Source organism: Candidatus Caldatribacterium sp. SIUC1 (assembly GCF_051549785.1).
GTDB lineage: Bacteria > Atribacterota > Atribacteria > Atribacterales > Caldatribacteriaceae > Caldatribacterium.
Genome location: NZ_CP189974.1, coordinates 141,366 through 154,187, shown reverse-complemented (window position 1 = coordinate 154,187; position 12,822 = coordinate 141,366). Strand labels below are relative to the sequence as shown.

Here is a 12,822-nt window from a genome sequence, read left to right as displayed (position 1 = left end):
TGTCAGGAGATGCTGAGACTCAGGTCAATCCAGGGAGCGTGGTGCGTGATGTACCCCGTGGAGATAATGTCCACTCCCTGTTCGGCGACAAGGCGCACGTTGTGGGGACCAATGCCTCCTGAGGCTTCAACAAGCGCCCGCTTTTTTACGATTTTCACCGCCTGGCGAATGTCCTCAAGGGGCATGTTGTCAAGGAGAATGACATCCACTCCGGCCTCACAGGCCTCAGCAACAGCCTCAAGGCTTGCACACTCCACGACAATCTTTGTGGTGAACGGCACTGCCTTGCGAATCCGGAGGACGGCCTCCTTCACTGAACCGCAGAGCGCCAGGTGGTTGTCCTTGATGAGGACACAGTCGTAAAGCCCCATACGGTGGTTCGTGCCTCCTCCGCAACAAACGGCGTATTTCTCAAGGAGCCGGAGGCCAGGCGTTGTTTTCCGGGTATCGGCGATGCGGACCGGAAGATCGGCCACAAGGTCCACGAGTTCCCTTGTTCTTGTGGCAATGCCTGAAAGCCGGGCAAGGAGGTTCAGGGCGACCCTCTCTCCCTCAAGAATCGCTTCAGCCCGGCCGGAGAGGCTCAAAAGGACAGTTCCTGCCGGGAAGCGGGCGCCTTCTGCGATGTGAATCGTTCCCTGAGCTTCCCGGTCAAGGAGCTTGAAGATTCGCAGGACAAAGGGGCCACCGGCCATGACCCCCGGTTCTTTGGCGATAATCCGCGCCTGGATGACCCGATCTTTCAGCTCCCCAAGTCCCTGGGTGGTGAGGTCGAAAGGCCCAAGGTCCTCGTTGAGGAACTGCATGAGCATCGTATCAAGGTTCCATGGAACAAGGCCAGCCATGCCATCACCCTCTTTTGTGGATTGTTCGCAGACGATGAGGGAGTGTCGGGTCTTCCACGACACCCCAGAGGAGGAAAACGGCAATCCGCTCGATGGCGCCCTTTCTCCCGAACCGGGCGCTCATACTCTGATTGTACTCAAAAAGCGAGACCGAGTGAAGCAGAAGTGCCGCCATTTCCTCAGCCTTCCCCATCTGCACGGGGATCACCGTTTTCCCAAACCCCACGGCCTGAACCAGTATCCTCTGGTCGGCACTCACCACGTACGTTGCCTGGTCCAGGGCTTCAGAGAGAAACCTCGTGAGGTTGAGGTAGACCCTCTCCCTCACAAGGTACCCTTCGATGACCTCTCCCTCAAGGCTTTCGAGGAAGACCCAGTTTTTCTCGGAAGCAATGCGTTGCACCGTTTCGAGGGAGACGCCCTGGGGGAGGGCGAGGAGAAAGTAGAAAGAAGCGCCATCGGGGGCGTGCTCGACAAAGTCAAGGAAAAACCTTAGGTCCTCGACGTAGTGGTCTTCTCTGGGGAAAAGGGCACAGATGGCTTTTTTCCCGTGGAGAAAGGGTGTGTCGTGGGGGTGGAGGAGATCGGCGAGGATATTCCCGACGAAGTAGGCGGGAATATTCTTCAGGCGAAGGAGCTGTACGAAAGTCGCATCATCAGCAAGGACGGTCCGGGCAAAGCGGCGCAGGAAAAAGAGGCGAAAGGGCGATACGGAGAAAGGACGGAGTCCCAGGGAAAGAACTACGGTGACCCTTCTTCCCCCAAGGAGGGTAACGAGCGCCAAAAGCCAGGGGTTTCCTCCGATGAGTATCCGCCGTTCCCGGAGATTCCGCCGCTTCAGGAGATCCTGGCAGAGCCTGTACCATGCCTTTAGAGGCTGCGTAGGCCGGTCTCTGGAAACCTCCGCAAAACCCTTTTCGGCGAACACCCCGGGGTGCCGGAAGGAGAGGAAGAAAACCTTGCTCTTCCCGTAGAGCTCTTTCATCTTCCGGCGGAGTTCAAGGGCGATGCGCTCTTCCCACTCTCCGTCTGCCATAAGGAGGTAACACCGCATAGGCACTCATGTCAATTATAGAAAAGCGATGCCAGGGACGAAAGGACCTTACGGAATAAACTGTAGACCGGTGTGTTGCAATACGCAAATTCCTATGAGTGGAGGAAAATACGGTGAAAGCGAGAAAGCTCATCCTGTGGGGGATTTCTGCTACGCTTTTCGCTTCGGGTCCGGTGTTCGCTGACCCACAGGGTTTTGCATTCTGCCCTTTTGGTGTCGGTGGCATGATGGGATGGGGTGGTCTGCTCCTCGGTCTTTTTGTTCTCCTTCTTGTGGCATACTTCGCGATACGCCTTCTTGGGGAGAGCGCCGGGAGGGGAAGGAACAACGAGCCTCTGGAAATTCTCAAAGAGCGCTATGCCCGGGGAGAAATTTCTGAAGATGAGTACCAGCGCATGAAAGCAGAGCTTGAGAGATAGTAGAGTTCCCCTTTGACAGCTCTGGGCTTTTGCCCTATGCTCCTTGAGAGAGGAGGAGTTGCCATGGGAACCATCCTGGTCACCGGAGGCGCCGGTTTCATCGGCTCACACGTTGTGGACACGTACCTTGAGGCTGGTTTTTCAGTTGCCGTAGTGGACAATCTGGTAACGGGAAAAGTGGAAAACCTCAACCCGAAAGCTCGCTTCTACCAGGTCGACATCATGGACCGGGAGGCACTCCGAAGGGTTTTTGAGCGGGAACGCCCGTTCTGCGTGAACCACCACGCTGCCCACATCAACCTTCGCCAGTCGGTGGAGGACCCCCTCGCCGATGCCCGGGTGAATATCTTAGGGACACTTCAGGTGCTTGAGCTCTCCCGGATGTACGGGGTACAGAGGGTGATTTTCGCCTCAACCGGTGGAGCGCTTTACGGAGAGGTGGAGGAGCTCCCGGTTGGTGAAGAGTACCCTCCCTCTCCGCTTTCCCCTTACGGGGTGGCAAAGTACGCAGCGGAGAAGTACCTCTCCTATTATGAAACAGTCTGGGGGCTTTCCTGTGTGGCGCTGCGCTACGGCAACGTTTATGGGCCGCGGCAGGACCCCCTGGGTGAGGCGGGAGTGATCGCCATTTTCTCTAGAAAAATCCTCCGGAATGAGCCCTGTGTAGTGTTCGGGGATGGAAGAAAAACCCGGGACTACGTTTTTGTGGAGGACGTTGCCCGGGCTAACCTCCTGGCGCTCCACGCCCCCTCTGGGGCATACAACATCGGAACGGAGAAGGAAACAAGTGTCCTTGAGCTCCTTGGGCTTTTCAGGCGCATTGCGGGGAAGGACATCGAGGTGGTTTTTGCCGAGGAACGAAAGGGGGAAATTTCCCGTATCGCCCTGGCCATTGATCGGGCGAGGCGTCTTCTTGGCTGGGAACCCCGTGTGACCCTTGAGGAAGGCCTCGAAAAAACCTTCACCTGGTTCGCGGAGGAGGAGAGAGTTCGTGAGGGCCATGGTGCTTGAGCGTCAGGCACCCTGCGAGGAAAACCCCCTTATCCTGCGGGAGCTTCCTGTTCCCGAGCCTATAGACGATGAGGTCCTTGTGCGGGTTGAAGCCTGCGGGGTCTGTCACACCGACCTCCATATCGTGGAAGGGGAACTCCCGCCTCACCGCCTGCCCATTGTCCCAGGACACCAGATTGTAGGACGGGTGGTTGCGTGTGGGCCGAAAGTGACGGGTATCAGTCCCGGAGAGCGGGTGGGAACGCCATGGCTCTTTTCTGTGTGCGGGGAGTGCGCCTTTTGCCGGAGAGGAAGGGAGAACCTCTGTTCCAAAGCCCGCTTCACCGGATACGATGTGGATGGAGGGTACGCCGAGTACTTCCTGGCCCGAAAGGACAGTGTGTATCCGCTCCCTGAGGGCTACGAGAGTCCAGAAGTTGCTCCTCTCCTCTGTGGCGGGGTCATAGGGTACCGGGCGTACCGGGCAACAGAAACCCAAAAGGGTAATATCCTCGCGCTCTTTGGTTTCGGTTCTTCGGCGCATCTTGTGCTCCAGATGGGCCTTTACGAGGGGAAAGAGGTCTTCGTTTTCACCCGAAGTCCTCATCACAGAGAGCTTGCAAAAAAACTTGGCGCAAGCTTTGTGGGTGGCGCCGAGGACGACCCTCCTTCACCCTTCCATGCCGCCATTGTCTTTGCTCCCTCCGGTTTTCTTATCCGGAGGGCTCTCGAGCACCTTGCGCCTGGAGGGAAAGTCGTTGCTGCCGGCATTTATGCTACCCCTATTCCTGAGATCCCGTATGAACTCCTCTACCGGGAACGGGTGATCCAGAGTGTGGCCAACAGCACCCGCCAGGATGTGCGGGAGCTCCTTGAGATGGCGGGGCGATATCGCTTCCGGATACTCTGCGAGGTATATCCTCTTGAGGAGGCCAATGAGGTCCTGAAAAAGCTCAAGAAGGGGCAAGTTCAGGCATCGGCCGTCCTTGTGCCCTGAGTTCTCCCACCACCCACAGGGGTTTCTGGAAGCACGACGCAAGCTCATCCCTGTTTTTTGTGCTTGCAAAAAGCAAAACGGTTGCCGGTCCACAGCTTTTGTAGAGAGAAAACGGGGGGTGGGGGTTCAGGGAGAGGGTGACCGGCCTTCCCCAGAGGAAGAGCAGGGCTTCGCAAAAAACTCCCCGGGACCCCACGGGGACGATTTCTGCTTCAGGGCACTCCTCCCGGAGGCGCAGGATGTCGGCAAGGTCAGCGATAGCGTGGAGGTTTTCCAGGACTTCCCGGCCACAGGAGGGGACACCCAGAGCGTACAGGGTTCCTTCAAGGAGCGGTTTCTCTTTTCTCTGGGTTCTCCTGCCAAGGACGGTTACTCCAAGACCAGTGGCTGAGGTAGGGACGTTCTTCTCCGTAGAGAAGACGCAGGGGAGGTTCCCTTTGCCGATAGCGTGGAGTTCCCGGGAGATTCCCCTTTGCACTTCCTCAGTCCAGGGATACGGTTCCATACTCAGGGTCACCGAAAGCGCCAGAGGTTCTCCTCCCGCTGCAAGGATTTCTGCCAGAGCAACCCGGGCGGTGAACTGCGCGGATACCTCAAGGGGGACAGAGAGGCTGTCCCCCGGTTTTGGTCCTATCCCGCCAAGGGCGTCACAGGCCACGAGGAGTTCCTCTTTGCCGGTGTCGATTACAAGGTAATCCCGCTTCATCGCCGTGCCAACACCCGGTGAAGGAGGGCGGCGAGGAAGACGTTGACAAAGGATCCCACAAGGAGAGAGGGCAGGATACCGAAGAAGAATCCCCATCCGAAGAGGGGGACGACGCTCAGCGGGGCAAAGATGCCGTTGAGGACGGTGCCCACGAGGACAGCCCCAAGGTACTTCCACCGCAGGAAGGCAAAACGAAAGGCCAGGACAATGCCCGCCATCTCCAGGGCAATCACAAGATGCACGAAAGCCCCTAGAGGAAATCCGACGTTCAGGGAAGTCAGAATGTGCCCCAGGAAGGCGATGAGCGCTCCCTCGGGATATCCCAAAAGCAGCGCGCCAAAGAACCCCGGAAGGGAGTCTAAAGCCACGGTTCCGGTGGGGCTTGGGATTTTCACGAACGACCCCACAACGCTCAAGGCCACGAGGGTAGCCACAAGGCTCAGACGACGGGGGAAAGAAGTGCTCAGAGCTTTCCGTTCCATCGGCATCCTCCTTTCCTGAAATGAAAAAGCCCTCAGGCAATGCCTGAGGGCTTTGCCATCACCCTCTCTGGCGCTTCCGTGGCAGGTCTTCTGGCTCAGGTTCCTCGGAAGGAGACCCTTCCCAGCTTTCGCCAGTGGCTATACTCTCCTTCCTCCCCATCACAGCGGCGGGTCCGCGCCGGACTTTCACCGGACTTCCCTATTCTCCCCAAAAAGGGGCACCACGGAAGGGAACCAGTTTTTCTACTTTTTCTTGTATTATAGCGCTTTTTGTGGTTCTTACAAGGAGGACGGGAAAGAAAACCCGTTAGTGGAAATTTATCGGGGGTTCCAACTTGGTATATGGGAAGCGCTCTGGAGGTAGGGTTCCATGGTATCAGAGTTCTGGAATTTTCTCTCCACTTCCTGAAGGAATGGATTTCCAGGAATTTGAGGAAAGGCTCTGGAAGACCATGAATACCATCCTCACCCCCTTTGGGGATGTCACCTCAAGGAGAACCTCCTACAGGCACAAAGACACCAGAGAATACCTGCACCTCCTCGACGACCAGGCTGGTTTCGGGAAGAAGAAAAGGATTGATCCCCTCCTGGAAGCCCTGGCCCTTGAGAGGGTCACAGAACTCTCCTCCCAGAAAGCAGGGAGGGACATCCTCCTAAAGAACCAGGAGCTCACCGTCAGTCCTGAGGTGGTGAAGAGGCCGGTCCATAATTTGAGGAAAGATGAAAAGAAGGAAGAAGAGATTCCGGAGAAGAAGTGGAAACCGACAAAAAAGAAGCTCCCTTTCTTCATCGAAGCAGACGAAGACCATGTCCCCCTTAAGGAGAAAAGGGGCAACCACCATACCAAGAGGAAAAAGAGGAAGAAGTCCAGAATCCTTGCCAAACTCGTCTACGTCCATGAGGGGAAGGAGACTTCAGGCTCAGGGAGAGCCAAACTCAAGAATCCCCACTACTTTGCCAGTTGCTACGAGGACACCGAAGAGCTCTTCTTCGAGGTCCTCGAGTACCTGGAGGGAAACTGCAACCTTCCATCTGGGGAAGCCATCTCCCTCTGTGGTGATGGTGCCCCTCCTCGAGAAAGGCCTGGAGATCATTCCCCAATCCATCTTTGTCCTCCCTCGCTTCCACCTTAGGAAACGCATCCGAAAATCCGCCCCGGGATGGCTCAGAAGAGAAACTCTGGAAGGCTATCGAGGAGGGTTCCTGGGAGAACGTGGAAACCTTCTTCTCTCAGGCTCTCTCAAGAAAGACGGAAACTGAAAGACCTCTGCAGGCACCTCTCCGGAAACTCGCGAGGGAATCCAGAATGCCGGCACTCCCAAGTTGCAATCAGTGTCAAGGTCCATGGCAGCCTCTCCTCTCAGCTCAATTCTCCCACCGTCCCATGGGCTTTGGGAGGAAGGGGGTAGACCGCAGATATCTTCGGGGCTTTGAAATTCAACGGGTGCTCAGTGAGGCGTGACGTTCTGAGAACCCAAAGGCGTAAGCTCCCTCCCTTCACCATGACCCCTGAGACCATCAAGAAAGAGAAGGAGAGGGGAAGAAAGGTCTTCCGGGAGATCTCGAACAACATCCCGGTGATGCGAGAACCGGTGAGTGCTCTGCGTATGACCCTCAAGGCCCTGGCTCAGAGTACGTCCTGGGTTCCTGCGATATGAAAGACCATAATCCTCTGGATGGGCGAGGTTGAGGAGGAGAAATCCATGATGAGAGAGTTCAGGGGTAGAGAGAACTTGAGGAACCCCCCTACGATAAGTTGACGCTATCCTGCCCTATACACGGGCTTGACAGGAAAGTCGGTGGTGTTCTATTCTGCTGTCGGAGGTTTTTGAAAATGTTAGAAATTCTTACGATTGGTAAGAAAAATCAGATTGTAATCCCCAAAAAAATCCGAAAGCGCCTTGGTCTCCATGAGGGAAGAAAACTCCTCCTGGAAGTGGAAGAAAACCGGATGGTGCTCGTTGCCTTACCGCAGAGTATCGAGGAAATTGCCGGTATAGGGAAAGGTCTCTACGAAGACGGGTACCTTGACCGTCTCCGCCGGGAATGGGATGAAAAAAGTCTTCGTTGATACCAATATCCTTATATACTTCCTGGAGCAACACGAGCGCTTTTTCCCTCGAGTTCGGCATCTTTTTCTCAAAGCGGAAAAAGGAGAAATTGTTCTCTGTACCTCTTCCCTCTCCTACTTTGAAGTTCTGATTCCGGTTGTAGCGAAAAAGGATCATGCCCTCAGAGCCGGGTACCATTACCTTTTCAGGGGTTTCCCTGGTCTTCAGGTTTATCCCATTGATACTGAAGCCGCAGAAAAAGGAGCAGAAATCAGGGTGAAATACAACCTCAAAACCCCTGACGCCCTCCAGGTGGGATGCGCACTGGCTGCACAATGCCAGGAATTTTTTACCGCTGACCGGGCACTCACCAGGGTCCAGGAAATCCCGGTAGTGCTTGTGGGCGAAGAGTAATGTAATCCCTTCGAAAAAGCTTCAGGGGTAACCTTTGAACTCTTCATGCTTTCGGATAGCCTCGAAAAAGCGTTTTTATCCCTTTCACTCTTTTTGTAGGAACAGAAACGTGGTCCTCTGCCCTGATGAGCGCCAGGTCTCCCAACCCTGGGCCAAAGAAAGACAGTGCCCTACCAAGGCCATCCACGCCTCTACACTACAGGGGGTGAACACGGGGAACGTCTCCCGTTTTCCCATCCCAGAGCGTCTTTTGTCTTGTTCGGTTAGATTTCCCACCTTCAGCCCCCTGGTGCTAAGGGAAACCATCAGGGAATCCCTCCCGATCTCCACCATGAATGAGCCGGAAAGCTAGTGGAAGAGGCGGAAAGCAGGTGAAAGCGTTGGAAGTGCTCTGTGGGGAAGCTCTTGTACCTCGTTGTGCGTCAGCTGGACACATTGCGGGGTGCGAGGGTTTCATGGGTTTGTGGCAATTAAGGTGGAGTGCTATCACGCTGACCAGATACACTTAACAGGACACTATGCCGGGGAGGGGTAGAGATGAACGTGATTTATGTAAATGCGGAGGAAGTTGTGGAACTCCGGAGTTTACCCCCTTTGTCGAGAAGGCTTGTCCGGATACTCCTGGACGGGTTTGAAAAGGCCGCACCATTGAGTGTAGCGGTATTTCGGTATGAGCCTGGACAAAAGGGGCCAAGCCACAGTCACGAAGGTTCTACCAAGACGCGCATTACCATAAGGGGCGAGGGAGTTGTAGAGGTTGGTTCTGAATCCTATAAAGTTCCCGCAATGTCGGTTTTGCATATTCCACAAGGTGCAATTCATCGCCCAAGTAACCTCTCAAAGGAGGACTGGGTATTTCTCGCAGTGTTTGTCCCCCCGATAGATTTTGGTGAACTTAAGAAATGGTTTGTGCTCCCAGCTGGGGATTCGACTCCACGGAGTTGACGATGTTTGCGTTTTTGAAAAGGTCTTTCAGACCCTTGGCTGGAATGGAAGACGAAAAACAGCCCTCTACCTTTGTGGCATCCCTCGTCTCTTTTCTTCAAGGGATGTCTTCAATTCTCGTCCCATCGTTCTTTTTGGCGTGGTGGCACAAAAAACCCTTACGCGCGCTCTGGAGAAGATGATATAATCTCCTACAAGGCTCAGGAAAGGGGTGGTCGATTTGCCGAAACTCTACGAGTACGAACTGGGAAAGGCTGCAGATATCCTGGTGCGGGAACTGTTCAAGCTCAAGGAGGGAGAGACCTTTCTCATCACCGCGGATACTGAGAGCGACGAGCGGGTGGTTGATGCCACGGCTCGTGCTGCTTTTGCCTGTGGAGCAAAGCCTTTGGTGCTCTGGATCCCTGCACCTCTTGGGGTAGGGAAGGCTGCCGACCCTATGCTCCCCATGGAGCCTCTCACGGCGCTTCTCAAATCGGTCGATGCCTGGGTGGAGTTCAATAATGAATGGCTTCTGTACTCCACGCCGTACGATATTGCCCTTCGGGAGAACCCCAGACTCCGGCATCTGTGTCTTGTGGGGATGAACGCCGATATGATGGTCCGCTGCATCGGGCGGGTGAACTATCCGGTGCTCCGGGAATTCCAGGAGAAGCTCGCCGAAAGAACCCGAAGGGCGAAAAAGGTCCGGATGACCACACCTTCGGGAGGCGATGTGGCATTCGAGAACGACCCCACGCACCCAGTGAACTGCGAACTCGGGTACGCGGATACGCCCGGTTCTCACATGATGTCGGGGCAAATTGCCTGGACGCCGAACCTTGATACGGTCAACGGGGTCATCGTTTTCGATGGCTCGGTGGTTCCCCCTGTGGGTCTTTTGAAAGAGCCTATCCGGCTCACCGTGGAACGGGGGAAGATCGTGAACATTGAAGGTGGGAAAGAAGCGGTGGAGTTCGAGGCTTGGCTCAGAAATTTCAACCATCCCCGGATGTTCTGCATGGCCCACGTGTGCTACGGGTTCAACCCCGGAGCAAAGCTCACCGGAGATATTCTGGAAGATGAGCGGGTCTGGGGGTGCACCGAGTGGGGTGTGGGGAATATCGGTGCCATCCTTCTTCCGCCTGATGGTATTCCTGCGCCATCTCACTCCGACGGCATTTGCCTCAACACTTCGGTGTGGCTCGATGGGGAGCTCATCATCGACCGGGGCCAGGTGGTGGATCCGGAGCTCCGGGAGCTTGCGGCAAAGCTCGGGAAAGGATAAGGAGGTGGGAGCGTGCGGCTTGCACCGCTCATGAAAGGCGCCATGATTGCCGTACGGGACTGCATGGGGGTGAAGCCGGGAGAGCGGGTGCTTGTGGTCACCGATACGGGAAAACTCGCCATTGCAGAGAGCTTCTTCCTCGCCCTCCATGCCCTTGGGGTTGACGGGACGATGGTGGTCATGACCCCCCGCTCACACCACGCCGAAGAGCCTCCGGATGAAGTTCGAGCCGCTCTTCTCTCCTGTGATGTAGCCCTTCTTGTAACCACGATGAGCCTCACGCACACGAAGGCCCGCATGGCGGCAACGGAGAGAGGGGCCCGCATCGCCAGTATGCCCGGGATTACCGAGGACATGATGACCGTGGGGGCCATGACGGCGGACTACCAGAGGGTTTCTGAGCTCAGCTGGAAGGTGACCCGCATTCTCGAAGAGGGCAATGAGGTCACCATCACCACCGAGCGGGGGACGAATCTGCGCATGAGCATCAGGGGTAGAAAACCTGGTATTCCTCCTGATGACGGGCTCTACCGGGAGAAAGGACGATGGGGGAACCTCCCGGCAGGCGAGGCCTACATCGCTCCGGTTGAGGAGTCGGTGGAGGGGGTGGCGGTGATCGATGGCTCCATGTCCCCCCTTGGGGTGCTCAGCGAACCTATACGTCTGGAAATCGTCCGGGGAAAGGTGGTGAGGATTGAGGGAGGAAGAGAAGCCCAGGAACTGGCACGTTTTCTGGAGAACCTCGGGGACCCCAATGCGTACTATGTGGGGGAACTGGGCATCGGGACCAACGAAAAAGCACGAATTACGGGGAATGTCCTTGAGGATGAAAAGGCATTCAGAACAGTACACATCGCCCTGGGGATGAACCTTGATATGGGGGGCACAATCGACTCGAAAACCCATAACGACGGGATCATCACAAATCCCACGGTGACGGTTGATGGAAAAGTCATCATGGAGAAAGGTGTTTTCACCATCTGAGGAGGGAGGAACATGAAGGTGCACAGGGTCATTTTCTCGATCGTTCTTGTGGCCGGTATCCTCCTTGTGGCCGGCCTGGGGTGGGCTGACTCGTCAAAAATTGTCCGTTTCACCGAAGCCTGGCCCACGTACATCGACCCGGCAGTTGCGGCAGACTTCTCGAGTTCCGTTTCGGTTTCCAATCTCTACGACACCCTGCTGTTCCCCACCTATGACGGAGAGGTTGTGCCCCACCTTGCCGAGTCCTGGGAAGTTTCAGAAGACGGCCTCACCTATACCTTCCATCTCCGAAAGGGTGTGAAGTTCCACAACGGAGAAGAGCTTAAGGCCGAGGACGTGGTCTTCAGCATGGAGAGGCTTTTGACCATCGGGCAGGGGTATAGCTACATTTTCAAGCCCATTATCGACAGGGTTGAGGCGGTGGACGACTATACCGTTCGCTTCCACCTGAAAAAGCCCTTTGGTCCCTTCCTCTATGCGCTGGTGCGCCTTTATATCCTCAACAAAGACGAGGTCCTCGCCCACATTGAACCCACGGGAGAATACGGGGAGATGGGAGATTACGGGAAGAAGTGGCTCCTCACCCACGATGCCGGTTCCGGTCCGTACATGGTGAAGGAGATGCGCCTTGAGGAACATCTCCACGCGGTGAGATTCCCCGACTACTGGAAGCCTTTCGACCCCAATGCTCCCGAGGAATTCAAGTACATTGGTACCACAGAGACCGCCACGGTCCGGACCCTGTTGAGTAAGAGAGAGCTTGAGATTTCAGACTTCCGTCAGCCTGCGGAATTCTACGAGGCGGCAAGTAAACTCGAGGGCGTGAAGGTGGCCAAGCTCTTTGGGGGAAGCACCTTTTTCTGCATGATGCACAACCGCAAGCCCCCAACAGACGACGTCCATTTCCGGAAAGCCCTGGCGTATGCCATCGATTACGACGCCATCGCCAATCAAATTTTCCCCGGCGCACGACAGGCGCAGGGTCCGGTTTCCTTTATCCTGCCTGGACACAACCCCGAAGTGTACCAGTACAAGCGGGACCTTGAGAAGGCCAGGGAAGAGCTTGCGAAATCGAAGTACGCCGACAAGCTCGACGAGTACCCGGTAGACCTCGTCTGGTGTGCCGAAGTTCCTGATGAAGAGAAGGTGGCACTCCTCATCCAGGCGAATGCGGCAGAACTCGGCATCAAGGTGAACGTTGTGAAAACTCCCTGGATGAAAATCATCGAAGAGGTGGCGACTCCAGAGACCACGGCCCACATGTACCTCATTTTCGTCTCGCCCCACTATGCGGAGGCCGGTTCCATGCTCCAGTCCAAGTACCATTCTTCGTCCTGTGGAACCTGGGAACAGACCGAGTGGCTCCAGGATCCAGAGCTCGATAAGATGATTGAAGACGCCATCGCCACCGTAGACAAAGAGGAACGGTTTGCCAAGTACCGGAAGATTCAGGAGTACATCGTGGAGCTCTGTCCGTCCCTTTTCCTCATCGACCAGCCTGAAAACTACGCCTATCAGGACTACTACATCGACTGGGTAGCGGCAGAGCGCGCTGAGCGCGGAGAAAAGGTCAATCCGGTGATGGGGTACAACCACTACATGATGGACATCCGGGTGTACCCTGAGAAACGGGAAGAATTGTTGAAGAAAAAGTAGGGGGTAGAATAT

General features: G+C 55.7%; 15 protein-coding genes and 1 riboswitch. Of the genes, 11 read left to right on the top strand and 4 right to left on the bottom strand.

Translation table 11 applies throughout. From position 1 onward, the window contains the following. Positions 1–2: 2 nt before the first annotated feature. The gene (gene nadC / locus ACP6EK_RS00790; protein ID WP_438316530.1) at positions 3–845 is read right to left on the bottom strand and encodes a carboxylating nicotinate-nucleotide diphosphorylase; all 843 of its coding nucleotides are present in this window, start codon (positions 843–845) and stop codon (positions 3–5) included. A gap of 4 nt (positions 846–849) precedes the next feature. Continuing rightward, positions 850–1,899: a hypothetical protein gene (locus ACP6EK_RS00785; protein WP_438316527.1), complete on the bottom strand. Its 1,050-nt coding sequence runs from the start codon at positions 1,897–1,899 to the stop codon at positions 850–852. A 113-nt stretch (positions 1,900–2,012) separates the two neighbouring features. Between ACP6EK_RS00785 and ACP6EK_RS00780 the strand changes: the two genes are divergently transcribed. The 3 genes from ACP6EK_RS00780 to ACP6EK_RS00770 all read left to right on the top strand — a co-directional run bounded on the left by ACP6EK_RS00780 (position 2,013) and on the right by ACP6EK_RS00770 (position 4,305). Beyond that, entirely contained in the window at positions 2,013–2,318 is a 306-nt protein-coding gene (locus ACP6EK_RS00780; protein ID WP_438316524.1) for an SHOCT domain-containing protein, read from the top strand. 63 nt (positions 2,319–2,381) lie between these two features. After that, the gene (locus ACP6EK_RS00775; protein WP_438316521.1) at positions 2,382–3,329 is read left to right on the top strand and encodes an SDR family NAD(P)-dependent oxidoreductase; all 948 of its coding nucleotides are present in this window, start codon (positions 2,382–2,384) and stop codon (positions 3,327–3,329) included. Further along, positions 3,310–4,305: a zinc-dependent alcohol dehydrogenase family protein gene (locus tag ACP6EK_RS00770; protein WP_438316518.1), complete on the top strand. Its 996-nt coding sequence runs from the start codon at positions 3,310–3,312 to the stop codon at positions 4,303–4,305. The genes ACP6EK_RS00775 and ACP6EK_RS00770 overlap by 20 nt, the downstream gene beginning before the upstream one ends. On the opposite strand, the gene ACP6EK_RS00765 is transcribed toward ACP6EK_RS00770, so the two are convergent. Next, on the bottom strand, positions 4,262–5,011 hold the full coding sequence (locus ACP6EK_RS00765; RefSeq protein ID WP_438316515.1) for a hypothetical protein: 750 nt from the start codon (positions 5,009–5,011) through the stop codon (positions 4,262–4,264). The two genes, ACP6EK_RS00770 and ACP6EK_RS00765, sit on opposite strands and share 44 nt — an antisense overlap. Beyond that, the gene (locus tag ACP6EK_RS00760) at positions 5,008–5,493 is read right to left on the bottom strand and encodes an ECF transporter S component (RefSeq protein ID WP_438316512.1); all 486 of its coding nucleotides are present in this window, start codon (positions 5,491–5,493) and stop codon (positions 5,008–5,010) included. The genes ACP6EK_RS00765 and ACP6EK_RS00760 overlap by 4 nt, the downstream gene beginning before the upstream one ends. A gap of 63 nt (positions 5,494–5,556) precedes the next feature. Then, positions 5,557–5,734, bottom strand: a riboswitch (cobalamin riboswitch). Positions 5,735–5,906: 172 nt separating this feature from the next. On the opposite strand from ACP6EK_RS00760, the gene ACP6EK_RS00755 reads away from it, so the two are divergent. The 8 genes from ACP6EK_RS00755 (at position 5,907) to ACP6EK_RS00720 (ending at position 12,810) form a co-directional block, all read left to right on the top strand. Further along, positions 5,907–6,626, top strand: coding sequence for a UPF0236 family transposase-like protein (locus tag ACP6EK_RS00755; protein ID WP_438316509.1), 720 nt, complete (start codon positions 5,907–5,909; stop codon positions 6,624–6,626). A 318-nt stretch (positions 6,627–6,944) separates the two neighbouring features. Beyond that, positions 6,945–7,151, top strand: a complete 207-nt coding sequence (locus tag ACP6EK_RS00750; RefSeq protein WP_438316506.1) for a hypothetical protein — start codon at positions 6,945–6,947, stop codon at positions 7,149–7,151. Positions 7,152–7,327: 176 nt separating this feature from the next. Continuing rightward, the gene (locus ACP6EK_RS00745) at positions 7,328–7,564 is read left to right on the top strand and encodes an AbrB/MazE/SpoVT family DNA-binding domain-containing protein (RefSeq protein ID WP_438316503.1); all 237 of its coding nucleotides are present in this window, start codon (positions 7,328–7,330) and stop codon (positions 7,562–7,564) included. Continuing rightward, the gene (locus tag ACP6EK_RS00740; RefSeq protein WP_438316500.1) at positions 7,545–7,958 is read left to right on the top strand and encodes a type II toxin-antitoxin system VapC family toxin; all 414 of its coding nucleotides are present in this window, start codon (positions 7,545–7,547) and stop codon (positions 7,956–7,958) included. Before ACP6EK_RS00745 ends, ACP6EK_RS00740 begins: the two co-directional genes overlap by 20 nt. 537 nt (positions 7,959–8,495) lie before the next feature. Beyond that, positions 8,496–8,903 (top strand): cupin domain-containing protein, encoded by a 408-nt coding sequence (locus tag ACP6EK_RS00735; RefSeq protein WP_438316497.1) that lies wholly within the window; start codon positions 8,496–8,498, stop codon positions 8,901–8,903. A gap of 220 nt (positions 8,904–9,123) precedes the next feature. Further along, positions 9,124–10,170 carry an aminopeptidase gene (locus tag ACP6EK_RS00730; RefSeq protein ID WP_438316494.1) on the top strand — a complete coding sequence of 349 codons (1,047 nt, stop codon included), beginning with the start codon at positions 9,124–9,126 and terminating at the stop codon, positions 10,168–10,170. Positions 10,171–10,182: 12 nt separating this feature from the next. Beyond that, positions 10,183–11,154 carry an aminopeptidase gene (locus ACP6EK_RS00725; RefSeq protein WP_438316491.1) on the top strand — a complete coding sequence of 324 codons (972 nt, stop codon included), beginning with the start codon at positions 10,183–10,185 and terminating at the stop codon, positions 11,152–11,154. A 12-nt stretch (positions 11,155–11,166) separates the two neighbouring features. Then, positions 11,167–12,810, top strand: a complete 1,644-nt coding sequence (locus tag ACP6EK_RS00720) for an ABC transporter substrate-binding protein (protein ID WP_438316488.1) — start codon at positions 11,167–11,169, stop codon at positions 12,808–12,810. Positions 12,811–12,822 lie beyond the last annotated feature (12 nt).

Bases quoted from the DNA above. Each gene is read 5' to 3' on its own strand.
- nadC (WP_438316530.1), bottom strand. From the start codon at position 845: ATGGCTGGCCTTGTTCCATGGAACCTTGATACGATGCTCATGCAGTTC.
- ACP6EK_RS00785 (WP_438316527.1), bottom strand. From the start codon at position 1,899: ATGCGGTGTTACCTCCTTATGGCAGACGGAGAGTGGGAAGAGCGCATC.
- ACP6EK_RS00775 (WP_438316521.1), top strand. From the start codon at position 2,382: ATGGGAACCATCCTGGTCACCGGAGGCGCCGGTTTCATCGGCTCACAC.
- ACP6EK_RS00765 (WP_438316515.1), bottom strand. From the start codon at position 5,011: ATGAAGCGGGATTACCTTGTAATCGACACCGGCAAAGAGGAACTCCTC.
- ACP6EK_RS00760 (WP_438316512.1), bottom strand. From the start codon at position 5,493: ATGGAACGGAAAGCTCTGAGCACTTCTTTCCCCCGTCGTCTGAGCCTT.
- ACP6EK_RS00755 (WP_438316509.1), top strand. From the start codon at position 5,907: ATGGATTTCCAGGAATTTGAGGAAAGGCTCTGGAAGACCATGAATACC.
- ACP6EK_RS00745 (WP_438316503.1), top strand. From the start codon at position 7,328: ATGTTAGAAATTCTTACGATTGGTAAGAAAAATCAGATTGTAATCCCC.
- ACP6EK_RS00740 (WP_438316500.1), top strand. From the start codon at position 7,545: ATGAAAAAAGTCTTCGTTGATACCAATATCCTTATATACTTCCTGGAG.
- ACP6EK_RS00735 (WP_438316497.1), top strand. From the start codon at position 8,496: ATGAACGTGATTTATGTAAATGCGGAGGAAGTTGTGGAACTCCGGAGT.
- ACP6EK_RS00720 (WP_438316488.1), top strand. From the start codon at position 11,167: ATGAAGGTGCACAGGGTCATTTTCTCGATCGTTCTTGTGGCCGGTATC.